Genomic DNA, 22,670 nt, shown 5'->3' with positions numbered 1-22,670 from the left:
AAGCGCAAAGGGCCGCCGTACAAATGGAGTTGACGGAGTTGCATTCCATTCAAGCGGAACCGAAAGGCGCGCTGCCGCCGGTGACGACGGGAATGCCCTATGGGTAGCATCGGCTCAGCCGATCGATGTTCGAGAGGGGGAGCCGAGACGTGGAGTTACGGCATCTTCGGACGTTCGATGCGGTCGCCAGGACGCTCAGCGTCACCCGGGCGGCCCGCGAGCTGCACTACGCGCAGTCCAGCGTCAGCGACCAGATCCAGGCCCTTGAGCGCGAGCTCGGGGTCGAGCTGCTCGACCGCTCGCAGCGGCAGATCCGGCTGACGCCGCAGGGCACGGCCCTGTCGGAGTACACGGAGCGCATCCTCAAGCTGATGGAGGAGGCGCGCTGGGCGGTGAGCCGACCGGACTCGGAGGTCGCGGTGGGCGCGCTGGAGACGGTGTGTCTGTATCTGCTGCCCGAGGTGCTCGCGCGCTACCGCACGCTGCATCCGGAGGCACGGGTACGGATCACTCAGGACAACCGGGGCGAGCTGTACAAGGCGGTGCGCCGGGGCGACCTCGACGTGTGCCTGACGTTCGGCGACGCCCCGAAGGACGCGGGGCTGCGGGCCGAGACCCTGGGCGAGGAACCGCTGGTGGTCATCACCCCGCCGGACCACCCGCTGGCCGCGCGCCACCGGGTCGGGCTCGGGGAGCTGGCGGCGGAGCCCTTCCTCGCCACCGAACGCGGCTGCGGTTTCCGGCAGATGTTCGACGACTCCTTCTCCGGCCCGACCGCGAAGGAGCCGGTCGCGGAGGTGTCGAGCATCGGCACCCTCAGCGCGTGTGTGGCCGCGGGCATGGGCTGCGCCCTGCTGCCGTCCCTCGCGGTGCGGGCCCAGGAGCGCCGGGGCGAGATCGCCGTCGTCGAGGTCGACGACGCGTCCCTGCGCACGTCCATCACCATGACGTGGCTCGACCGGAACTCGTCCAACCCGAACCTGGCCGGTCTGCAGTCGGTGCTGCGCGGACAGCTGGCCTCCTGAGGCGGCCCGGCGCCCGCCGGTCACCGGCGCCGCCCGGCCGTGCCGCGCCGCGGGGGCCGCGCGGGGAGGGGTGGCAGGGGCATCGCCCGCAGCCGGGCGCGGGCCGTCTTGCCGGTGACCGTCGTGGGTAACTCGTCGACCACGACCAGCTGTTCGGGGAGCTTGTAGGTGGCGAGTCCCTTGGCCGCCAGATGGCTCGTGATGTCGTCCAGGGTCACGCACGCGCCCTGGCGCAGCGCCACGATCAGGCAGGCGCGCTGGCCGAGCCGCGGGTCGGCGCGCGCGACCACCGCGTGCTGCGCCAACTGCGGGAGGTCGTCGAGCAGTTCCTCCACTTCCAGTGCGCTGTACTTCAGCCCGCCCCGGTTGATCAGCTCGTCGGCGCGGCCCCGGTAGACCACCGAGCCGTCCGGCTCGAGGACGGCCCGGTCGCCGGTGCGCAGCCAGCCGTCCGGGGTGAGCGCGGCCCGGGTCAGCTCCGGGTCGCGGTAGTAGCCGCGGAACATGTGGGGACTGCGGTACTGGAGTTCACCGGTCTCGCCGGGCGCGGCCGGCTCGCCGTCCGGGCGCCGTATCCGCACCTGTGCGCCGGAGGCAGGCCTTCCGATGGTCCCGGCCGCCTCGGGCGGGTCGTCGGCGCGGGTGTACGTACCGGCTCCGACCTCGGTCATCCCCCACTGCACGACGAGGTGTGCCCCCAGGGTGCGGCGCACGCCCTCGGCCAGTTCGCGGGGCACGGGCGCCCCTCCGGTGCGGACTTCCCGCAGCGTCGGGGTGCGGGTGCCCACGTCGTCCGGGGGCAGGGCCAGCAGGTCGCGCAGCTGGGCCGGTACGGCGAAGGCGGCGGTGGCGCCGACCGTGTCCAGGGCGGCGGCGAACCTACCCGGATCCCAGCGGTCGAACAGGCCGACGGCTCCGCCGGTGACCAGGGCGAGGTGCACGGACAGCAGTCCGAAGGCATGGCTGAGCGGGCTCGCCGACACGATGGTGTCGGTGGCGCCGAAGCAACCGTCCGCCGCCACGGCCGCCGCGTTGCCGAGGAGCCCGCCGTGGCTGTGGACGCACAGCTTGGGCCGCTGGGACGTCGTCCCCGAGGACGCGAGCAGCACCAGCGGAGCCCGCGGGTCGGTCGGCGCGGGCGGCAGCGGCGTCTCCGGGCCCGGGTCCTCCGCGAACAGCTCCGCCAGGTCCGGCAGGTCCGGCAGGTCCGGCAGACCGTCGGCCCGGGGGCGGACGGCGCCCGTCGCCGACACCCACAGGTGCCGCAGCCCGGGGCACCGCTCGCGCAGGAGGGAGATCTCCTCGCCGCGGTCATCGCCCCGCACGACTGCCGCGGCGGCCAGGGCGACCGCGCCCGACTGCTCGATCAGCCGCTGCGTCTCGCGGGTTCCGTAGGCGGAGTGCAGGGGCAGCAGCGGGGCGCCGAGCCGGGCGGCGGCGGCGTGCAGCACCACCAGCTCCCAGGAGTTGGGGAGCCGGGCCGCCAGGACGTCGCCGCCTCGCACGCCGCGCCGGTGCAGCGCGGCCGCGGTGCGCTCGGCCTGGTCCAGGCAGTCCCGCCAGGTCCGCCACCGGCCGCCGTCCCACACGGCGGGCTCCGTACGGCGGGCGGCCGCGCGTTCCAGGGCGTCGGTGAACGTGAGAGACACCGGCAGGGATTTCGTACGGACAGGGGGAGCGTTCACAAAGAAACCTCCGTAGCGGCAGAGCGATGCGGACGCTGTCTTGCGCATACGGATTCTGTGCGGCGCCCGATCCATTCGTCCAGCGCCGCCCGATAAGGAATCTCTATGGTCCGCACGCCGTCGACGTGCGATAAGAAATCCCCATACAGGGGCCTTGCCAGCGGCGTACGGGGAATCTTCATCCGGCTTTCACCCGCGGATCGTCCGCTCCCGTCGATGACGACGAGCCGCGGAATCGCCCCCACCAGCCGCATCGTCGCAGCTTGACACTCGGAGGCCGGCGGGCGGGGGCTTCGCGGCCCACAAGGAACATCAATACAGAAAGAGGGGAGTCCGCTTCCAGAATTCGCGATAACTGCCTCCCGTAGATCGATCGCCCCTGTCGAAGCACGCCATCGGAACCCTCGAACTGTCGCGTTCTCCCAGGTGACAGGGGTGCCACGGCGGCCTGTACGCCCTTTTCGAGCAACGGAATGCGGGCGGCATCTGAACGCCCTTGCCTCAGCGTGGGATTCCGTCACAGAATTCCGGAAGCTCTACGGCAGGAGGCACCAATGACTTTCGTAAGTTCCTCTGGAATCGCCGAGCAAATGACCCGTCCGGCTGACGGTTCGGCCGGAGCGGGGGCGTTCACCGAGACGGATCTGCACCGCTTGGAGGAAGTGATACGTGACGCCCGGTTCGCCAGCACCGCACCGGCGTCCGCACTCGTCGCACCGCTGGCGCCGCACGGGACCGCGGCGGCGCTGACCGAGCGCGAGTGCGTCTTCGACCACTGCGCGGTCCTGCTGTTCCCCCGCACCTTGGCGGCGGGACTGCGCCACCTGGAAGCGCGGGGCCTCGCTCCTTCGCCGACCGTCCCCAGCACCGTGGTGCGCGCCCGCCTTGCCGAGCGCCACGGACTGGATCCGGCCGACTGCGAGGTGCACATCACCCGGCTGCGGCTCCACCTGCCGGACGGGCGGCGGCACGCCGCGGTCGAGGTCTTCCTCTTCCCCCGCGACAGCGGTGCGTTCGACGAACGGATCGCGGCGACCGAAGCCGCGTGCGGCTTCGAGAACCACACCGCGTTCGTGCTGGCCCGGCCCTCCTCGCCGCTGCTGTCCCGGCTCGTCACCACCTGGCGCACCGAGGCCGGGCTGCTGTGGGAGGGCGGCGGACACAACCCGCACGAGGGCGGCCCCCACGGCTCCACCGTCACCTACTTCGTCCGCAACCACCACTGTCCCGGCCAACGGCGCTTCGAACTGCACTGCGCGGGCGACCTGCGCGCCGCGACCGCCGGTCTGCCCCGTCCGGCCGATGCGGTCCGCCGCGTCTACGCGGCCTGGCTGTCCGCCAGGGGCACGGGCACCTGAACCGCCCGCCGGACGCACCCCGCGGGGCCGGCCTTCACCCCGGCCCGCGGACCCATTCCTCTCACCACCACCGGGAGACCCCGTGCTGCGGAACGACACTCTCAGGAACATCGCGCTCACATCAGAGCTGCACGACTATCTGCTCACCCAGGGCAGGATGACCCCCGACCCGCTCCTCCTGGAACTGGCGGAGCGCACCCGGGCGCTGACACCCGATCAGGCACACATGGTGGTCGCCCCGGAGGAGGCCGCGCTCCTGACCTTCCTGGTGCGGCTCCTCGGTGCCCGGAACGTCGTCGAAGTGGGCACGTTCACCGGCTCCTCCTCGCTCTGCCTGGCCCGCGGCCTCGTCACCGGCGGCTCCTTGCTCACGTGTGACGTCTCCGCCGAATGGACCGCCCTTGCCCGGGAGTTCTGGGTCCGTGGCGGTGTCGCCGACCGCGTCGAGCTGCGGCTCGGCCCGGCCGTGGACACCCTGCGCGCCCTGCCTGCCGAGCCGTACCTGGACCTCGCCTTCGTCGACGCCGACAAACCCGGTTACGTCGACTACTGGGAGGAGCTGGTCCCGCGGATGCGGCCCGGTGCGCTGATCCTGGTCGACAACACGCTCTTCAGCGGCCAGGTGATCGACGAGTTCCCCGGCGAGAAGGCGGCCGCCGTGCACGCGTTCAACGAGCACGCCCGCGAGGACGAGCGCGTGGAACTGGTCATGCTCGCCGTCGCCGACGGCCTCACCATGGCGCGGCGGCTCCCGTGATCGGACTCTCGCGCCCCGGACATCCGCTCCGCCCGCTCGCCGCCGAGGTCCCCCTCCACGATCTGGACGAGGACTTCCCGCGTGACCTCGGCGCGGCCGCGCAGCAGCCGGACTGGACCGACTCCGTCCAGGTCGCGGCGGCCCGCGCCGAGCTGGCCCGCCTTCCGGGCCTGGTCACGGGCGAGGAGGTCCGGCTCCTTCGGACCCTGCTCGCCGAGGCCGCGGGCGGCCACTACCTGGTGATCCAGGCGGGCGACTGCGCCGAGGACCCCGCCGAGTGCGAACCGGCGACGGTCCTGCGCAAAGCGGGCCTCCTGGACGCGCTGGCCGGGGTGATGGTGGCGGGCACCGGCCGGCCGGTGGTGCGCGTCGGGCGGATCGCCGGTCAGTTCGCCAAGCCGCGCAGCGCCACCACCGAGCGCGTGGACGGCGTCGAACTGCCCGTCTACCGCGGCCATCTGGTCAACGGCCCCGAGCCGACCGCCGAGGCCCGCCGCCCGGACCCCCGGCGCCTGCTGGAGTGCTACGACGCCGCCCACCGCGCCGTGACGTATCTGCGGCAGCGCACCAGTGACTGGACCCTGCCCACCGGGGCACCGGTGTGGACGAGTCACGAGGCGCTGGTGCTCGACTACGAGTTGCCTCTGCTGCGGCGCACCGCGGCCGGTGACGTCCTGCTGGCCTCCACGCACCTGCCGTGGATCGGTGAGCGCACCCGCCACCCGGACGGTCCGCACGCCCGGATGCTGGCGCAGGTGGCCAACCCGGTCGCCTGCAAGGTCGGGCCGACGACCCGGCCGGACGACCTGCTCGCCCTGTGCTCGCGGCTCGACCCCGGCAGGGAGCCGGGGCGGCTCACGCTGATCTCCCGGATGGGCGCGGCGAAGGTCCGTACCGCGCTGCCGCCGCTGGTCACCGCGGTGCGCTCGGCCGGGCACCGGGTGGCGTGGCTGTGCGATCCGCTGCACGGCAACACCGTCAAGTCGCCCTCGGGCGTCAAGGTCCGTTCGGTCCGGACGGTGGTCGCGGAGGTCCGCGCCTTCCTGGACGTGGTGGCCGCGGCCGGTGGCACGCCCGCGGGGCTGCACCTCGAAACCACGCCGCACGACGTGGCCGAGTGCGTCTGGGCGGACCCGGCCGAACTCGACGCCGAGGCCGCCCCGGCCGCCCACGCCTCCCTGTGCGACCCACGGCTCAACCCGGCGCAGGCGGTCGAGGTGGCCCGCGCATGGGCCACGGCCCCTGTCTGAGGGGTGCCGGACGTCCTCCCGCCGCCCCTCCCCCGAGTCGCTTCCGACGACTGATCAACCGTACCCATCGACGACGAAAGGCACCTGCTCCCATGACCGAGACCATCATCCGCACCGACGACGGCACCTTCGCCATGATCAACGTGTTCGAAGTGGAGCCGGAGCAGCAGCAGGAGCTGGCCGAGGTGCTCAGCGAAGGCGCCGAGAAGTTCATCCGCCACCGGCCCGGCTGCATCTCCGTCAACATCATGACCAGCCGTGACGGCAAGCGCCTGGTCTACTTCGCGCAGTGGCGCAGCAAGGCCGACATCAAGGCCACCATGGGTGACCCGGACGTCCAGGTGTACCGGGACCGGGCCGCCGCGCTCGGCACGCCCGACCCGCACACGTACACGGTCTTCGCCGTCCACCACCCGGAGAGCTGACGGCTCACCCGCCGTCCGGCACCGCGTCTCCCGTCCACCGGGCGGCGCGGTGCCGCCTCCGGGCTAGACTCAGGAGATTCTTCGTCGCGGTGGGTGCGGGAGCGGGGGAACGCGAGTGGCGGACGTCGCATGGATCGACATCGAGCTGGTGCCGCGTCCGGTGCTGCACTCGACTCAGAACGGTCAACCCGAGCGCGGAGTCGTCTACTTCGGGAAGCCGTTCACGATCCCCTTCGATCCGGCCTCGGCGTCGGAGACCACTCGGGCCTACGCCCTGGAACGCGCGGACGTGTCCCGCTTCCGCCGGATGGTGCTGCCCCTCAACCTCGACCCCCGGCCGGGTGAACCGCTCACCTCGGTGGCGGTGAAGGCGGTCGCCCACCCCGCGGACGGCCGGACCCTGTTCCTGGACCCCACGCCCCTGCGCCTCGCCTCGTCCGGCACACGTGACTCCAGGGTGTCGGTCACCGCCGGCTTCGGGCTGGTGCAGTCCCAGGCGGAGACCGGCTCCCAACGCCCGCGGGAGGAGCCCTACCTGGTGGCCCGCGGGACGCGCACGGGAACCGTCCAATGGGAGCTCACCAGGCGGTCGGGCCAGGGCCTCGACGGCATCTACGAACTCACGGCGATCGTCGAGATGCCCCCTGACACCAGGGGCGAGGTGGAGCTCTCGGCGGCGGCCGCCGTCAACAAGAAGCGCGTGGGCGTCATCGGCTACACCGCCCTGCTGACGCCGGACGTGAAGTCTCTGTCCCTGCCCTGACCGGGAGAAGGGCACGCGGCGCCGACGTCAGCGCCAGTGGCCGATGAAGGTCAACGCCCCCCAGTCCCGGTACTCGGGGAACGCCCGCCGCGTGCGCCGCTGAGCGTGGCGGAACGCGTCGCGCTTCGGGTGACCCTGCCCGAGGTGGCTGTACAGCTCCTCGAAGAACAGCGTCGCGGCCGCGGCCGTCACCGGCCAGAGGGCGCCGATCACGGTGGCCGCACCGGCCAGCAGGAACGCGGCGGGCAGGCCCCGGTGGTTGTCGTTGGCGTCGTAGCGGCCCAACGCCGACTCGCAGGCGCTCAGCGTGACCAGCTCGACGCCCCGCAGGTCGAGCGTGAGGATCTGGTGGGCGAACAGCCGCCCCTCCCCGTCCTCGTCGGGTTCCAGGAACACGCAAGCGGGCCGTGCGGCACCCAGGGCCCGCCGGTGCCGCGCGGCGAAGCGCGTCGCCGGTTCCATCGCCGCCAGGTACTGCGACAGCGCGGTGTCGTACTCCCCCGCCGCGGCGCAGCGCTTGGCGTACCGCGTGCGCCGGGTCAGCACGACCCACTCCAGCATCGCCGCGTAGGTGTCGGCGAACCCCCGGTCGTACCGGTCGATCCGGCACAGCAGCCGGATCACCTCGTCGAGGTCGTCGTCGCGGACGTGCAGGGCGGCGTGGGCGAGCGTCGCGGCACGCGCGCGGGGCGGCATCCGCTGCCGGTCGCACTCGGCCTCGACCGCCGGGATGAGCTCGCCGTACGCGAGGGCATCGGCCGGGCAGCGCAAGGTGTTCTCGACGGTCCTGTGGGCCAGCCGCCCCCAGAACTCCGGGTGCAGCGAGAGGCCGTCGGGGGCCGCGTACGCCGCGTGGACCTCCTCCCACAGCTCGGGGAGGTCATCGGGGTGGACCACGGCCGACAGGACGGAGAGAAGGCCCAGGCGAGCGTCGGCGGAACCGCCGTCGCGCAGGCCGCGGGCCGGTCCCTCCAGGTCGCTGCGGAGCCGGCGCCGGGGTGCGCGCCCGCGGTGCCGCCACACCGGGGCCAGCGCCTCCAGGAAGTGCCACTTGTCGTGCAGCGGCACGTGGGCGTCGCTGATCTCGTCGGCCGCCGCCTCGGCCACCCGCCAGTGCTCGGCCGCGCGTTCCGGCTCGGCCACGGCTCGCAGCGCCGCCACGCGGGCCCTCTTGATCTGACACTCCGTCCGCAACCTCGCCGGTCCGGTGCGCAGGGCCCGGTCCAGGTAGCCCATCGCCATCGGCAGCATGTCGTGCGCGCCCGGCATCCCCGCGACGGGACTGCTCAGCAGCCGCCCGTCCGCAGGCCAGTCGACGGGCTGCCCGTCGGCCGCGTCGAGGGCGGTGAATCCGCAGAGCCGGTAGGGCCAGACCCACTGCAGGAAGGAACCCTCCATGTCCTCGGGGTCCAGGACGACGCAGTACGGTCCTGCCACCAGCCACCCCGCGGCCTGCAAGGTGGCGGCCAGCGCCGCCTTCTCGTCCGCGAGCGCGATCCGGCCGTGCCGGGAGAACCGCCCACCGCGCCGGTTCAGTCGGGCGATGATCCGCTCCGAGACATGGATCTGCTGCGACGCCACACCGAGCGCGAACATCATCCGGTCGGTCGTGGGCACTCTTTCGAGGCTCAGCCGAGTGATCTCCACGAAGAGATCGGCGACGGTCCACCAGGGTGACTCCCGCTCCCGGTCCCACCGGGCCGCGGCCAGTTCGAGGACCAACCGCGAGAAGAAATAGGCGTGATCGGGGTCGTCGTCCAGCAGGTCGTGACAGACGCGGGCCACCACGGCCAGCGCGGCTTCGTCGAGGTCCGGCGTCCCGGTGGATCGAGCCACCTCGACCGCGGTGTCCACCGCGACGCTGCGGTCGGCCACCCGCAGGGCCAGCACGTACAAGTCACTGAGAGGCGCGCCCAGTTCCATACGCGGCCCTCCCCCGAAGCCCCGGCCTCGCCGCCAGTATGTCCCACGCCGTGCCCGGGGCGGGACTCCGGCACCGAACCGGCCGGTAGCCCTTGAGGGTGTCAAGTACCGCACGTCATAAGGGTGTTGGAAGTATCAACCTCACCTGTCACACTGACCCCAGGGGGAGCCCGGTCGGGGAGGGGCCATGTCCGTCGGCATGTCACAGGCGGTTGAGCCGGGGTGGGCGGAGTTCGGGCGGCAGTTGCGCCTCCACCGGCGGCGGGCCGGACTCACCCAGCTGCAGCTCGGCCGGCGGGTGGGCTATCACCACAGCTTCATCAGCAGGCTGGAGAGCGGGCTGCGGGAGCCGCCGTTCGACCTGGTGAACCGCCTTGACGCCGTCCTCGGCACCGGTGGCCAGCTCGCCGCGGTCATCGCCACGCCGCGGCAGTCGCTGTGCGCACCGGGGCGCTTCCTGACGGCACCCACCCTGTTCTCCCCGATCCCCGGAGCGGACGCCCCGGGCAATGAGGTGCCCCTGACCACCGAGACCTGGCCCGCGCGGCTGCCCGACGAGGGTCTGGCCTGCCCGCTGCACGGCGCGGTGGGCTGCGCGACGCCCGACCGGAGTTCGGTCACGGACCTGCTGAACGGGCTGGCCAAACCGTACGACCGCGCCGGCGAGGTGGTCGGCGCCGACGTGGAGCTGCTGCACGGCCTCACCGCCGTCCTCGCCTGTCTGATCCGCGAGGCGTTCGCCCAGGTCACCGACGCGTGCATGACCACCGTGGAACGGCTCCTGCGCGGTGTGGCCCGCTGGGCCGAAGCGGTCAACGCCACCGGCCGCCTGCCGTACGGCCAGTTGCGGCTCGCCGCCCAGTACGCCCAGGTCGCCGGGCGCCTGCGGATGGAGCGGGGGCAGAGCGGCGTCGCCATGGCCTGGTTCGGGCACGGCCTGCGCTGGGCGGACGCCGCCCAGGACGCCGAGGCCCGGGCGACGCTCCTCAGCGACATGTGCACCCTCGTCCGGCTCGACGGGGACGCCGCGTCGATGCTCGTGTACGCGGAGGCCATCGGCGCGGTGGACGCCAAGCGGCGCTGGATGACGACCCTGGCCGACCTGTACCAGGCGCGCGCCTACGCGCTCAGCCACGACGCCGCCGCGTGCCGGAGGCACGTCTCCATGGCCCGGCGCAGGTTCGCCCGCCTGGACGACCGGGACCGCCTGGAGGCGCCCTGGCTTTCGGGGGCCGAGGGCGTGCTGCGTCTGGAGTCGGCGATCGGCGGGGCGCTGCGCGACCTCGCGGTGATGACGGACGACCGCGCGGCGGCCCGGCGCGCGATCGAGGCCACCGCCCGGTCGTACGCGCTGCTTCCGCCCGTGATGCACACCACGCGCCTGCTGCTCACGCTGCGCCTCGCGGACAGCTGGGCGTGTGCCGGTGACCCCCTCGCGGCGGTCGCGCTCGCGCGGCCTGTCCTGAAAGAGGCCGTGCGCGCACGCGAGTTGATGATCACCGCCGAGTTGCGCGGACTGCACGGCCGGCTCACCGGGCGCTGGGGTGACCTGCCCGAAGTCCGGGAGTACCGCGAGCGCCTGCGGGAGATGTCGGAGTGACGCCGGGGCCGCCCCCGCGCGCTTGCCAGTTCTTGACAGGACGTACCGGAGGCCCGAAATCCATTGACCGCGGCCCGGGCCGGTGTGAGGGTTCCGCCAGCCATGGGAGTGACATGTCACCGTCAGTGTCGTAGCGGATCGGCGGGCGCGACCGCGAGAACTGACGCACACGTGCTTCCCCCCTGGCTCAGCGGAGCCCCCACACCTCTCACAAGGAGCCGTGATGCTCAGAAGATCCGCAGCGGCCGGGATAACCCTGGCCATGGCACTCGGAGGGGTGGTGGTTCCGGCGTCCTTCGCCTCGGCCGCACCCCCCGCGGCCAAGCCGGACCCCCGCGCGAAGGCCGTCGCCGCCGCCGACAAGGCGGCGCGCAGCGGCCTCGACTCGCTCGCCAAGGGCCCTGAGGAGCAGTACGACCGGCACCAGGTCATCCCCTGGGGCAAGGGCCTCTACTCGGTCGCGTACGAGCGCACCTACCGCGGTCTGCCGGTGGTGGGCGGTGACGCGGTGGTCCTCGCCGACGGCAAGGGCAAGGTCCGCTCCGTCCACTCCGCGACGGACGCGACGATCTCGGTCACCACCAAGGCCAGGGTGAAGGCCGCGCAGGCGGTCAGGACCAGCCGCACGAAGCTGGCGTCGGTGAAGAAGGTCGCCTCCAAGCGCCTGGTGGTCCGGGTCAAGAAGGACGCGCCCGCGCTCGCCTGGGAGACCGTGCTGACCGGCAGGACCAAGGCGGGCGACCCCAGCAGGCTGCACGTCTTCGTCAACGCGCTCACCGGCAAGGTCGTCGACACCTACGACGACGTGCGCGCGGGCAGCGGCCGCAGCAAGTGGAACGGCCCCAGCCCGCTGACCATCGACACCTCCCGGTCGGGCACCAACTACGTCCTGCGCGACACCACACGGCCCGGACTGCAGTGCTCGGACTACAGCGGCGGCCTCTTCACCAAGGCCACGGACGACTGGGGCACCGGCGACCCCAAGAGCCGCGAGACCGGGTGCGTGGACGTGATGTTCGCCGCGCAGAAGCAGTGGAACATGTTCAAGGAGTGGTTCGGCCGCAACGGTCACGACGGCAACGGCCGCAGCTGGCCGGTGCGCGTGGGCCTCAACCAGCTCAACGCCTACTGGGACGGCTCCTCCGTCACCATCGGCCACAACAGCGCCAACGAGTGGATCGCCGGGGTCGACGTCGTCGCCCACGAGTTCGGCCACGGCCTGGACTCCAACACCCCCGGCGGGGCGAACAACGAGAGCGGCCTCGGCGAGGCCACCGGCGACATCATGGGCGCCCTGACCGAGGAGTACATCAACCAGCCCGCCCCCTACGACACGCCCGACTACACCGTCGGGGAGATGGTCAACCTCCAGGGCCGCGGCCCGATCCGGAACATGTACGACCCGAGCCGGGTCAACAACGACCCCAACTGCTACTCCGCGTCGATCCCCGGCACCGAGGAGCACAAGGCGGCCGGGCCGATGAACCACTGGTTCTACCTCCTCGCCGAGGGCTCCAACCCCGGCGGTGGCAAGCCCACCAGCCCCACCTGCAACAACAAGCCGGTGACCGGCGTGGGCGCCAAGAACGCCGGCAAGATCTTCTACGGCGCCATGCTGCTCAAGACCAGCGGCATGACGTACAAGCGCTACCGCACCGCCACCCTGACCTCGGCGAAGAACCTGGACGCGAGCTGCGACCTGTTCAACGCCACCAAGGCCGCCTGGGACGCCATCAGCATCCCGACGCAGACCGGTGACCCGACCTGCGAGGGCCAGCAGAACGACTTCTCCCTCGGCCTCACCCCGGCCTCCGGGAAGGTCGAGCCCGGCGCCTCGGCCACGGCCACGGTCAACACCTCGACCGTCACCGGCAGCGCCCAGCAGATCTCGCTGACCGCCACCGGCGCCCCGACCGGAGTCAGCGTCTCGTTCGACCCGGCGACCGTCACCTCCGGCGCCAACTCCACCCTGAAGGTCAGCACCTCGGCGTCCACCACGGCCGGCACCTACCCGATCACCGTCACGGGCACCGCGGGCACCAAGACGCACACCGCCCAGTACACGCTGACGGTCGGTGGCGGCGGCAACCCGACACCGCCGCCGGACATCGACGTGGCCAAGGTGCAGGCGCACCTGACGCAGCTCAACACCATCGCCTCGCAGAACGGCGGCAACCGCCGCGCCACCGGGGCCGGTTACCGCGCGTCGCTCGCCTACGTCAAGGGCAAGCTAGAGGCCGCCGGATACACGGTCACCGAGCAGACCTGCGCCTCCGGCTGCTCCGCGGGCGCGGGCAACAACCTGATCGCCGAGTGGCCCAAGGGCAACGCGGACAACGTCTACATGTTCGGCGCGCACCTCGACGGCGTGGCCGCGGGGCCCGGCATCAACGACAACGGCTCCGGCTCGGCCGCGATCCTGGAGGCGGCGCTCGCCCTGGCGCAGAACGACCCCGCCATGAAGAACCGCGTCCGCTTCGCCTGGTGGACCGACGAGGAGCAGGGCCTGAACGGCTCCGACTACTACGCGAGGACCCTCAACGGCACCGAGCGCGCCAAGATCAAGGCGTACTACAACTTCGACATGGTCGGCTCGGTCAACGGCGGCTACTTCATCAACAACCTGAACTCGGCGGCCTCGGCCCCGATGAAGGAGTACTGGACGTCCCTCAACCTCGCGCCGCAGGAGAACGTCGAGGGGCGGGGCCGGTCGGACGACGCGTCCTTCCAGCAGGTCGGCATCGCCACCTCCGGCTACGCCACCGGCGCGTCGGCCACCAAGTCCGCGGCCGAGGCCGCGAAGTGGGGCGGCACCGCGGGCCGCGCCTACGACCCCTGCTACCACTCCGGCTGTGACACCAGCGCCAACATCAGCGCCACCGCGCTGAACCGCAGCGCGGACGGGGTCGCCTACACCATCTGGAAGACCTCCGTGGGCGACGATCCCGCCCCCACCGACGACTTCTCGATCTCGGCCGACCCGGCCGCGGGCACCATCGAGCCGGGGTCCTCCGCGAAGGTCACCGTCGCCACGGCCACGACCAGCGGAAACGCCCAGCAGGTACGGCTCTCCGCCGCCGGGGCCCCGGCAGGGGTGAGCGTCTCCTTCAGCCCGGAATCGGTCACCTCGGGTGAGTCCTCCACCGCCACCGTCGAGGTCGCGGCGGGCACGGCCGGCGGTACGTACACGCTGACCCTCACGGGTGCGGGGCAGGTCACCCACACCACCACCTACACCCTCACCGTGCCGGGCGGCGGCGAGACCACCTGGCAGCTGGGCGCCACCTACGCGGCCGGTGACGTCGTGACGTACGACGGCGTCCGCTACCGCTGCGTCCAGGGCCACACCGCCTACCCGGGCTGGGAACCGCCGAACGTTCCCGCCCTGTGGCAGGCCATCTGAGGCCCAGCGGTCCGAACGCCAGCGGTGACCGGTAGTCCCGGCAGGGGACTGCCGGTGACGTAACGGGGCGGTGGGGTGCGCGCACCCCACCGCCCTTCGCCGCCGTCGGGCAGGTGCTAGGAGGCGACCCAGCCGTGCTCCCGGGCCAGTTCGAGCACACAGGCCCGCACGCGCTTGATCTGGTCGCCGGTCAGCGAGCCGACGGAGTCGAGCAGGGCCTCCGTGAGCTCCTGGGCGAACTCGTCGGCCGGGGAGACCTCCCCGTCACCGGGCGCGGTGGCGTCGGACCGGGCCGCGAGGCCGCCGCGCGGCAGCTGGTGGGAGGTGGACTGGTGGACCAGGCGGATGTTCGACGCCTTGGGTCCCTTGTCCCCCATCTCCATGAAGAACTCGACCGTGCTGCCCTCTTGATAGAGGTACTTCTCGCCCACGAGGTCGTTCGCGTGCATGAACACGTCCTCGTCGCCCGTATCCGGAGCGATGAATCCGTATCCGCGGACCTCGTCGAACCGCAGGACCTTCCCCACCGTCAGCACACCCATGCCACCACACCTCGCCACCACCGCACGGGGAGGCGCCGCCCTGTGCGGGCCCCACCGATGACCGATTCTTTACGAACGAACCTACCGTGCCCGGTGTGCGGCGCCCAGGGCGCCCTGTGCCGCCGGGCGCCGCTCACCGGCGGTCCCGTTCCGGTCACCGGTGGTCGCCTTCCTCCGCCAGCGCGCTCAGCACCGCGTCCGCGCAGGAGATGACCCCTTCGATCGAGCCGGGGTCGGGCGTCCAGCAGTCGCTGACGAGGTGCACCGCCTCGCCGGGCAGGGGGCGGCGCACGCGGGGCGCCACCGCGTCGGGGTCGTGTCCCGGCCGCCACACGTGCCAGGCCCCGTCGTGCGGTGGCCGGCTCCAGTCCTGGCGGCGGGCGAGCAGCGGGGCCGCGAGGCCGGGCAGGCCGTGCATGCGCGCGAGGAGACGGTGGGCCCGCTCGGCGGTGATCCGTGCCTCGGTGGCGGGTCCGCTCGGGTACGCGGCGAGGAGCAGCGCCGGGCCTTCGCCGCGGGAGCAGGAGCGGGTGGGAGTGGAGGTGAGGGTGGGGGTGGGCGGCGGGCACGTGCCGCCGTACCAGAGCTGCCGCAGCGGCAGGTCCGTCGTGGCGCGGCCGCGCGTCATCCCCAGGCCCCGCCACCACGCGGTCTCGTACAGCAGGAAGAGCTTGTGCGCGGGCACGGCCTCGACCGCCGCGAGGTCCGCGCGGAGCCGGGGGGTGAAGGGCAGCCCGTCCTGGGCGAGCCGGAGCAGCGGCCCCGGCGGCAGGGCCAGCAGAACCGTGCGCGCGTGCACGCGCAGGTGCTCTCCGGTGGCGCGGCCCCGCGGGTCCTCGAGGGCGAAGGTCAGCAGGTAGCGGGGCGGGGGCTCGCCGCGGCCCGCCGCCGCTCGGGCCGCGCCCGGCTCCGCGCGGTCGATCCGCAGGAGCCGGTGGCCGAGGCGCAGGCTGCCGCCCGCCGCCGTGAAGCGGTCGCACAGGGCGAGGGGCAGGCGCTGCATGCCGTGCCGCAGCGTCACGTACTCGGCGTCGGGCGGGGTGCGGAACAGCAGGCCGAGCTGTTCGGCGGCGTTCTCGCCGCTGGTGCCCACGTCGTAGCCGCCGGTGTCGTGCAGGAAGGCCACGGCCTGCGCGCCGAGGACCGCCCGCAGGGCGTCGGCGTAGGCCGTCCGCCCCAGCGGGAGCCCTCCGACGGCCGCCCGGTCCCGGTGCGCGCGGAACACGGCGGCCATGCGCGCGGCCCGGTGCGCGTCGCCTTGTTCGCGGGCCGTGTGGTGGGCCCTGCGCAGTTCGGTGAAGCCGGGCACGAGGGCGTCGGCCGCGCGCAGCACGAGGTCTCTGGGCGTCAGGCCGCGCTCCCGCTCCTCCAGGTCGTACGGGATCCTCGCGGGGTCGGTCAGCTGGTGCTGGCGCAGGGTCACCCCGCGGACGTGGACGAGGTTCTCGGGGCGTCCGAAGTCGAAGGGCACGAGGTCGCCGGTGAGCCCGGCGCGGGCCACGACGTCGAGGACCCGCCGCAGCCCGCGGTGCAGCCGCATCGCGCCGAGGTCGGCGACCGGGGCCGCCGGCCCCTCCCCCATGCGCACCGTCCACAGCCGGCCGCCCACGCGGTGCGTACGCTCGAAGAGCGCCACGCGACCGCCCGGGGGTTTTCCGGCCGATTCCTCCCCGCAGGCGAGCTGTTCGGCCAGGAAACAGCCGCCGATTCCGGCTCCGACTATCGCGGTGTCGAGTAATGAGGGGGCGGATGACGGCTCTTGAGTGTGCGTCACCGTGTTTGCCCTTGCATGGTTTACCGCACTCTGCTGGTGATCTACAGTCGCGCTCACGCAGACGTCTTAGCACATTCGGGTTTCCCGCTGACTCGCGGACCCGAAAGCACCGCCTCAGCGCGTTGGAGAGATACCCATGATCTTCCGTAAAGAAATCGCCGCCGAAACCGCGCACGCCTACGGCACGTTGGCCGCCTACTTCCAGGACGTACGGTCGTTCTTCGAAGTCCTCAGCGTGCGTTTCAGCCTGCCCGAGTACGGTGTGCGGCTGCGGCCCATAGCCGGGAACGAGCTGTTCTCGAACGCCAACAGCTATCTGCTCTCCGACGACAGCTCCTATCCGTACTACCTGTGGCTGCCCAGCTGGCTCGGGCGCTTCTACATCGACGCCGACCGGATCGCGGACGGCGGGCGCGCCGACGACGTGAGCACCGCGCACGCGCGCCACATCGCCTTCGTCTGGCCGTGGCTCGGCTTCAACGACGCCTACGTCAAGGACGCCGGGGAGCCCGAGTGCTGGTTCGGCGTGGCGGACCCCAGGCCGCAGGACCCACACGAGACGGTCCGCACCACGGCGCAGAGCCTGTTCAACTACTTCCGCCTCGAGCACACCCTCGACGGCGAGCATCAGGGCTGGCTGACCGGCCACTTCACGCCCCACCCCGAGGTCGGCTGCAACCTCACGGGCCGCTGGCACCTGCGGCGGGTGCCGCTGTCGGCGCTCACCACGTACTACGAGGTCGAGAAGAACGTCATCCAGCCCCTCGGCGAGAAGTTCAGCGCGCTCGCGGCCGCCCCGGACGACGACGAGGAGCAGCCGCCGCGGCCGGAGCTGAACGGGCGGCGGCACCCGGATCCGGTCCCCGCCCCTGTGCGATCGTGAACACCTGAGCCCGGACGCTCAGGCCCATAGGGGTCATTGAGGGGTGCCGGAGGGCTTTCCGAAGGCCGTGCGGCCGCAGAACAATCACTCGGAGTCCGAGGTGCCAAGACGAGAGGTGACCCATGCGAGGAATCGACCCCAGCATCTCCGCCATCACTGTGAACTCCGTCCACCTCGAAGGCGGCCCGAGCACCCTTTCCGGAACCATCGCCCTCACCGAGCTGAATGACGTGATCTGCTCCGCGGAGAAGATCAAGATTCGGCACGGAAACGGCTATGAGCACTATGAGTTCATCGACGCTCAGGCCGCCGCGGGCGGGGCCCGGGCGCTGTCCCCGACGAGTGAAGGGGATTCCGTCCCGCTGAAGCTGCGCTGGGTGGGCCGCACGAAAATAGCCGAGTAATCCGGAGGTCCGTCCGGCTCGAATCCCCCATGGAAATCGCGCCCCACCGCCGAGGCGGTGGGGCGCGATTTCCATGGGCGTCTTGCGGTCAGTCGCGTCGGCCCTGCTGGGGCGGGTACTGCGCGTACGGCGAGCCGCTGCGGGCGGGCACCGGCTGCTGGTGGTCGCCGTACGGGGACGCGCCCCGGCCCGGGCCGTCAGGCGTGATGCGGCGCGGCCACCACGCGGCCCGGCCGAACAGGGCCGTGAGGGCGGGCGTGAAGAACATCGCCATCACGAAGGCCGAGATCATGATGCCGAAGGCGACGGCGAACCCGATCTGGGCGAGCGAGACGTCACTGGCCAGCAGCATCGAGGCGAACGTGCCCGCGAGGATCACACCGGCCGCGGCCACCGTCGGGCCCGCGTGCTGGATGCTCTTGGCGGTGGCCTCCCGCGGGCCGAGGCCTTCCTTCGCCTCTTCCCGCAGCCGGGCGACCATCAGGATGTTGTAGTCGGTGCCGATGGCGACCACGAACAAGTACATGATGACCGGCAGGAAGAAGGTCAGGCCCGACTGGCCCTCGATCTCCTGGAAGAGGATCACGCTCGCGCCGAGCGTGGCGCCGAAGCCGAGCGCGACCGAGACCATCAGATAGATCGGTGCGACGACGCTGCGCAGCAGCAGGCCGAGGATGAGCATGATGAGCGCGGCCGCCGTCGGGAAGACCACGGAGAAGTCCCGGTTGACGGCCTTGTTGATGTCGACGAACACCGAGGTGACGCCGCCCACCTTGGTCTCGGTGCCCGGCGGGGCCTGCTCGTGGGCCGTGGTGCGCAGCGGGCCGCGCACGATGTCCATGGCCTCGCGGCCGTTGGGGTCCATCGTCAGGACGGCGTTGAACTCGGCGGTCCTGCCGTCCTTGCTGAGCTGGGCGCGGGAGGCGTCACCGACGCCCTTGACCTGCTTGAGCTCGGCGACGAAGGCCTTCATGTCGGCCTCCTGGAGCTTCTCGCCGTTCGTGGAGCGCATCAGGACGGTGCTGGGGTTGGTGCTGCCCGCGGGCAGGTCCTGGCTCATGGCGTGCAGGGCGACCTGCGACTCCTTCTTGGAGTTCTCGTCCTCCTGGCTGGCGAACGTCGGCTTGTAGCCGAGGGCGCCGAGGGCGAGGACGATCATGAGGAGCCCGGAGCCGACCACGAACCGGCCGGGGCGGCGGGCCACGGACCGGCCGAGGGCCCCGAAGCGGGCCGCGCGCGGCTCCCGCTGCCACGACTTGGACGGCCAGAACACCTTGGTGCCCATGAGGGAGATGATCGCCGGGATCAGCGTGAGACAGGCGATCAGGGTCACGCCGATGGCGATGGCGAGCGCCGGGCCCATCGAGACGAGGAAGCTGAGCGAGGAGAGCAGCAGCGCGAGGAAGCAGACGATGACGGCTCCGGCGGCCGACGCGATGGCTTCGCCGACGCGGCCGACGGCCGAGACCATGGCGGTCTTCGGGTCCTCGCCCAGCCGCAGCCGCTCCCGGTAACGGAACATCAGGAACAGGATGTAGTCGGTGCCGACGCCGAAGAGCACGACGATCAGCAGTGACGACACCGAACTGTCGGCCTTGAGGTGGAACACCTTGGCGCAGGTGGCGATGAGACCGTTGGCGACCTGCGAGACCAGCGTGATCCCGACGATGGTGAGGACGGTGATCGTCGGGCTGCGGAAGATGATCGTCATCAGGACGATGATCAGGCCGATGGTGCCCAGGAAGATCAGTGAGTCGGCTTCCTTGGAGGCCTCCTCGTTGTCCAGCTGGGTGGCCGCGTCACCCGTGACGCCCACCTTCAGACCCGAGTCGGCGACCAGCGGCTTCAGGTCGTCGCGCATGTCCTCGACCGCGTGCTGCTGGCCCTTGTCGCCCGCCTTCACGTCGGCCATCGACACCATCACCGTCTGCACTTTCTTGTGCGGCGACGGCGGCACGGTGATGACCTGCTCGACCTTCTCGTACTTCTTGGCCTTCAGGGCCTTGCCGACCTTGTCGACCCTCGCGGAGTCGGCGGCGTTCAGGGCCTTGCCGTCCTCGCGCGTGAACACCACGATCGCCGAGGGGCTGAAGCCCTTGGGGAACGCCTTCTCCTGGATCTTCTGGGCCTGGATCGACTCGTAGTGCTTGGGAAGGAACTCTGCTTGGTCGGTGGTGGTGGTCAGCGAAGGGGCGAAGCCGATCACGGCCGCCCCGGCGATGAGCCAGGTGATGATCACCAGCCACCGGTGGCCGACGACAAAACGTCCTAGGGCTTTGAACACGGTTCCTTCCTCCACTCCGAATCGCTCCGGAGTACTTGGTCTTCTGCTCTTCCAGGGGGGTTCTGGTGTCACCCGGCGGGCGACGGCGCGGGGGCGCAGAACGGGGCGACGAGGCCCGGCAGCGCCTCCTCCGCGAAGCGCAGCCCTTCGGCGACGTCCACGTCACGGATCCGGACGGCGCCCTTCCCGGCGGCCGTCGTGGCGGTCAGCGTGCAGAGTCCGGCTCTGCGCTGGGCGTACGACTGTCTGCCGGTGAAGCCGACGATCCGGTCGCGCCGCAGCGCCACCGTGCGGCGCACGAACGTGCCGTGCCGTACGACGACGTAGTCGCCGCTGAGCGCGTGGCCGAGCCCTCGGTAGGCGTCCCGCGCCAGCGGGTAGCCGGCGGCCGCGGTGAGCAGCGCGGCCGCCGCCGCGGTCCACCAGGGCAGCGGTCCTGCCGCCGTCCCGGCCCCGGCCAGAGCAGCGGCTCCGGCCGGGGCCAGCAGGCAGCCGCGCACCAGGCGGCGGCGCAGCGCGGGCCGGGGGTGACCGCGCAGCGCCGCTCGCGCGATCGGCGACGACACCTCGTTCAGGACGTCGGCCGTGACCCGGTGCGCGGAGTCCAGGGGCGCGGGCGGCAGCAGCTGCGCCGGGTGGGAGAGGCGGCCCGCGGGCCCGCCGAGGCCCGTGGCCAGGAGGGTGAGCCGGGCGGCCGCGACCGCGCGCAGCGGCAGCGGCTGGCTGAGCTCGACGCCGCAGACGCGCCGTTCGGCCACGGACACCGAACGGGACGTGAGCAGGCCGCGGGTGAGGTGCAGGGAGCCTTCCGGCTCCCGCTCGATGCGGTGCCCGTACCAGGCCTCGGCGAAGGTCACGAGGGAGCCCGCGACGCCGATGGCGAGGAGCACGGCCGTCACGACGGCGACGGCCACCGCGAGCGGCAGCGCGTCGAGGCGGTCCCAGGCGTCCCGCGCGACCCCGCTGTCGGTGAGGTCGAGCCCGAGGGTGTCCAGGAGCTTGGAGCCGCCGGTGACCACGGCCAGGACGCCCGCGAGGCTGGTGACGGTCAGCGGCGCGTACCGGGCCCAGGACCAGCGCAGGCGCGCGAGCGGCACCGGAAGGGCGGGGGCCGCGTCGGTGCCGCCCGGGCCGCCGCGGTGCAGGAGCAGCGCCCGGAACTGCACCGCCTGGGCGCGGGAGATGCCGTCGAGGACCAGCTCGTCGTCCTCGCTCTTGCCGGTGTGCTGGCCCGTGCCGACCTTGACGGCGGCGAGGCCGAAAAGGCGGTGCACGGGGTTGGCGGTGAGGTCGGCGCTGCGGACGCGGTCGCGCGGTATCGACTTGTCGGTACGGAACAGCAGGCCGGAGTGGAGCTCGACCTCGCCGTCGGTGATCCGGAAGCGGGTGGTGCGGTAGCGGACCCACTCGTGGCCCGCCTGCACGGCGGCGACCACGATGTAGGAGCCGAGCACGATCCAGCCGTGGGTGTTGAGCAGGTCACGGGCCAGGAACATGGTGCCGAGCAGGGCGGCGGCCGGGCCCGCGAGCCAGCTGACACTCACGACGACCATGCGCGGGTGCAGCCGCTGCCAGGGCTCCTCGGCCACGGGGGGCACGGGGGCGCGGGGCGGGCTCGGCACGTCGGGGCCCTTCGTCGCCGTCGTCACGTGCCGTCCTCGTGCAGGGCGCGGACGCGCTCGGTGAGGTCGCGGACCATGTCGGTGGCGAGCGTGTCGTCCAGGCCCGCGATGGTGACCGGGCCCGCGGCGGAGGCGGTCGTCACGGTCACCGCGGACAGGCCGAACAACTGCATGAGCGGGCCCCGCTTGGTGTCCAGGGTCTGGATGCGGGTGAACGGCACGACGCGCCACTCCCGGACGAACCAGCCCGACGCGGCGCACACCGCGGCGTCACCGGCCTCCCAGCGGTGCACGCGGTAGCGGTACCAGGGGGTGAGCAGCGCGTAGCCGACGCCGAGGGGGCACAGGACCGCGAAGGCGGGCCACAGCCACGACGGCGCGTCGGGGAGCAGCGCCAGGGCCGCGACGGCGGCCAGGACCGGCGCGACGACCAGCACGTTCTGCGTCGTCCACCAGTAGACGGCGCGACGGTCCAGGCGTCGGCCCGGCCGCGGCCCGGCCGGGGCGTGCGGCGGGTCCGGCTCCGGTGCCGGCACCGGCTGCCGCGTCTCGTGTGGCACTGCTCCTCCGCCCCTTCGGCCTGCTTCGTGACACCAGCCAAACAAGCGGGGCGGTGGAGCAGGCAGAGCGGTTCGTGTGGAGTGGAAGCGACCAAGGTTGCAACTTCGGCGGCGCGCTACCCACTTTCGTACGCTCCCCTGTGTCCTATGGACCACATGTGCGTGTGGGGCGCGGGGGCGCCGTTAGGGTGACCGCGTGATAGGGCCGATTCGATGGTTGGGCCGCAGCGCCGTTCAGGACACCATCCTCGTCGCCGCACTCATCGCACTCAACGTCTTCGTCGCCTTCTGGAGCGGCTTTCCCCGAGAGGATCATCCGCGGTTTGGGCCGTGGGCGGGGTTGGGGTTGCAGGTGGTTGTGGTGGTGGTGTTGGTGGTGCGGCGGGTGTGGCCGTTGTTGGTGTTGGGTGTG

18 protein-coding genes are annotated in these 22,670 nt (G+C 72.1%); 11 read left to right on the top strand and 7 right to left on the bottom strand.

Going from position 1 to position 22,670, the window contains the following annotated elements:
- The first annotated feature begins 149 nt into the window (after window positions 1-149).
- Window positions 150-1,025: a LysR family transcriptional regulator gene (locus IG74_RS0132350; RefSeq protein ID WP_030684510.1), complete on the top strand. Its 876-nt coding sequence runs from the start codon at window positions 150-152 to the stop codon at window positions 1,023-1,025.
- A gap of 20 nt (window positions 1,026-1,045) precedes the next feature.
- On the opposite strand, the gene IG74_RS0132345 is transcribed toward IG74_RS0132350, so the two are convergent.
- Complete coding sequence (locus IG74_RS0132345) at window positions 1,046-2,710, bottom strand: class I adenylate-forming enzyme family protein (protein WP_234334521.1); 1,665 nt, start codon at window positions 2,708-2,710, stop codon at window positions 1,046-1,048.
- Window positions 2,711-3,300: 590 nt separating this feature from the next.
- Here IG74_RS0132345 and IG74_RS46430 point away from each other — a divergent pair.
- The 5 genes from IG74_RS46430 to IG74_RS0132320 all read left to right on the top strand — a co-directional run bounded on the left by IG74_RS46430 (window position 3,301) and on the right by IG74_RS0132320 (window position 7,263).
- Window positions 3,301-4,068 carry a hypothetical protein gene (locus IG74_RS46430; RefSeq protein WP_030684507.1) on the top strand — a complete coding sequence of 256 codons (768 nt, stop codon included), beginning with the start codon at window positions 3,301-3,303 and terminating at the stop codon, window positions 4,066-4,068.
- A gap of 82 nt (window positions 4,069-4,150) precedes the next feature.
- The gene (locus tag IG74_RS0132335) at window positions 4,151-4,825 is read left to right on the top strand and encodes an O-methyltransferase (RefSeq protein WP_051855785.1); all 675 of its coding nucleotides are present in this window, start codon (window positions 4,151-4,153) and stop codon (window positions 4,823-4,825) included.
- A 62-nt stretch (window positions 4,826-4,887) separates the two neighbouring features.
- Complete coding sequence (locus IG74_RS0132330) at window positions 4,888-6,075, top strand: 3-deoxy-7-phosphoheptulonate synthase (RefSeq protein WP_030684505.1); 1,188 nt, start codon at window positions 4,888-4,890, stop codon at window positions 6,073-6,075.
- A gap of 92 nt (window positions 6,076-6,167) precedes the next feature.
- Window positions 6,168-6,500: an antibiotic biosynthesis monooxygenase family protein gene (locus IG74_RS0132325; protein ID WP_030684503.1), complete on the top strand. Its 333-nt coding sequence runs from the start codon at window positions 6,168-6,170 to the stop codon at window positions 6,498-6,500.
- A 115-nt stretch (window positions 6,501-6,615) separates the two neighbouring features.
- Window positions 6,616-7,263: a hypothetical protein gene (locus IG74_RS0132320; RefSeq protein ID WP_030684502.1), complete on the top strand. Its 648-nt coding sequence runs from the start codon at window positions 6,616-6,618 to the stop codon at window positions 7,261-7,263.
- A 27-nt stretch (window positions 7,264-7,290) separates the two neighbouring features.
- On the opposite strand, the gene IG74_RS48200 is transcribed toward IG74_RS0132320, so the two are convergent.
- The gene (locus IG74_RS48200; RefSeq protein ID WP_051855783.1) at window positions 7,291-9,186 is read right to left on the bottom strand and encodes a CHAT domain-containing protein; all 1,896 of its coding nucleotides are present in this window, start codon (window positions 9,184-9,186) and stop codon (window positions 7,291-7,293) included.
- 199 nt (window positions 9,187-9,385) lie between these two features.
- Here IG74_RS48200 and IG74_RS0132310 point away from each other — a divergent pair, with 199 nt between their 5' ends.
- Complete coding sequence (locus IG74_RS0132310; protein WP_037826409.1) at window positions 9,386-10,786, top strand: helix-turn-helix domain-containing protein; 1,401 nt, start codon at window positions 9,386-9,388, stop codon at window positions 10,784-10,786.
- Window positions 10,787-11,009: 223 nt separating this feature from the next.
- Window positions 11,010-14,189, top strand: a complete 3,180-nt coding sequence (locus tag IG74_RS0132305) for a M20/M25/M40 family metallo-hydrolase (RefSeq protein WP_030684497.1) — start codon at window positions 11,010-11,012, stop codon at window positions 14,187-14,189.
- Window positions 14,190-14,305: 116 nt separating this feature from the next.
- Here IG74_RS0132305 and IG74_RS0132300 read toward each other — a convergent pair whose 3' ends face one another.
- A complete protein-coding gene (locus tag IG74_RS0132300) occupies window positions 14,306-14,725 on the bottom strand; it encodes a cold-shock protein (RefSeq protein ID WP_030684496.1) in 420 nt (139 codons plus the stop codon).
- A gap of 160 nt (window positions 14,726-14,885) precedes the next feature.
- A complete protein-coding gene (locus IG74_RS0132295) occupies window positions 14,886-16,505 on the bottom strand; it encodes a flavin monoamine oxidase family protein (RefSeq protein ID WP_234334520.1) in 1,620 nt (539 codons plus the stop codon).
- Between the two features lie 136 nt (window positions 16,506-16,641).
- Between IG74_RS0132295 and IG74_RS0132290 the strand changes: the two genes are divergently transcribed.
- Window positions 16,642-17,388 carry a hypothetical protein gene (locus IG74_RS0132290; RefSeq protein WP_030684494.1) on the top strand — a complete coding sequence of 249 codons (747 nt, stop codon included), beginning with the start codon at window positions 16,642-16,644 and terminating at the stop codon, window positions 17,386-17,388.
- Window positions 17,389-17,510: 122 nt separating this feature from the next.
- Window positions 17,511-17,792, top strand: coding sequence for a DUF5988 family protein (locus IG74_RS0132285; RefSeq protein WP_030684493.1), 282 nt, complete (start codon window positions 17,511-17,513; stop codon window positions 17,790-17,792).
- Window positions 17,793-17,880: 88 nt separating this feature from the next.
- Here the strand turns inward: IG74_RS0132285 and IG74_RS0132280 are convergent, their stop codons facing one another.
- The 3 genes from IG74_RS0132280 to IG74_RS0132270 form a co-directional block, all read right to left on the bottom strand.
- Window positions 17,881-20,076 (bottom strand): MMPL family transporter, encoded by a 2,196-nt coding sequence (locus tag IG74_RS0132280; RefSeq protein ID WP_234334519.1) that lies wholly within the window; start codon window positions 20,074-20,076, stop codon window positions 17,881-17,883.
- Between the two features lie 68 nt (window positions 20,077-20,144).
- The gene (locus tag IG74_RS0132275) at window positions 20,145-21,725 is read right to left on the bottom strand and encodes a PH domain-containing protein (protein ID WP_051855781.1); all 1,581 of its coding nucleotides are present in this window, start codon (window positions 21,723-21,725) and stop codon (window positions 20,145-20,147) included.
- Window positions 21,722-22,258, bottom strand: coding sequence for a PH domain-containing protein (locus tag IG74_RS0132270; protein WP_030684489.1), 537 nt, complete (start codon window positions 22,256-22,258; stop codon window positions 21,722-21,724). Before IG74_RS0132270 ends, IG74_RS0132275 begins: the two co-directional genes overlap by 4 nt.
- A gap of 196 nt (window positions 22,259-22,454) precedes the next feature.
- Here IG74_RS0132270 and IG74_RS46425 point away from each other — a divergent pair.
- Window positions 22,455-22,670, top strand: a 216-nt coding sequence (locus IG74_RS46425; RefSeq protein WP_037826407.1) for a hypothetical protein, incomplete at its 3' end; no start/stop codon positions are given.

The organism is Streptomyces sp. NRRL B-1347 (assembly GCF_000720325.1).
Lineage (GTDB): Bacteria > Actinomycetota > Actinomycetes > Streptomycetales > Streptomycetaceae > Streptomyces.
The sequence above is the reverse complement of the archived record's forward strand: the minus strand, read 5'-3'. Positions and strand labels throughout refer to the sequence as shown.

Bases quoted from the DNA above. Each gene is read 5' to 3' on its own strand.
- IG74_RS0132285 (WP_030684493.1), top strand. From the start codon at position 17,511: ATGCGAGGAATCGACCCCAGCATCTCCGCCATCACTGTGAACTCCGTC.
- IG74_RS0132305 (WP_030684497.1), top strand. From the start codon at position 11,010: ATGCTCAGAAGATCCGCAGCGGCCGGGATAACCCTGGCCATGGCACTC.
- IG74_RS48200 (WP_051855783.1), bottom strand. From the start codon at position 9,186: ATGGAACTGGGCGCGCCTCTCAGTGACTTGTACGTGCTGGCCCTGCGG.
- IG74_RS0132325 (WP_030684503.1), top strand. From the start codon at position 6,168: ATGACCGAGACCATCATCCGCACCGACGACGGCACCTTCGCCATGATC.
- IG74_RS0132290 (WP_030684494.1), top strand. From the start codon at position 16,642: ATGATCTTCCGTAAAGAAATCGCCGCCGAAACCGCGCACGCCTACGGC.
- IG74_RS0132310 (WP_037826409.1), top strand. From the start codon at position 9,386: ATGTCACAGGCGGTTGAGCCGGGGTGGGCGGAGTTCGGGCGGCAGTTG.
- IG74_RS46430 (WP_030684507.1), top strand. From the start codon at position 3,301: ATGACCCGTCCGGCTGACGGTTCGGCCGGAGCGGGGGCGTTCACCGAG.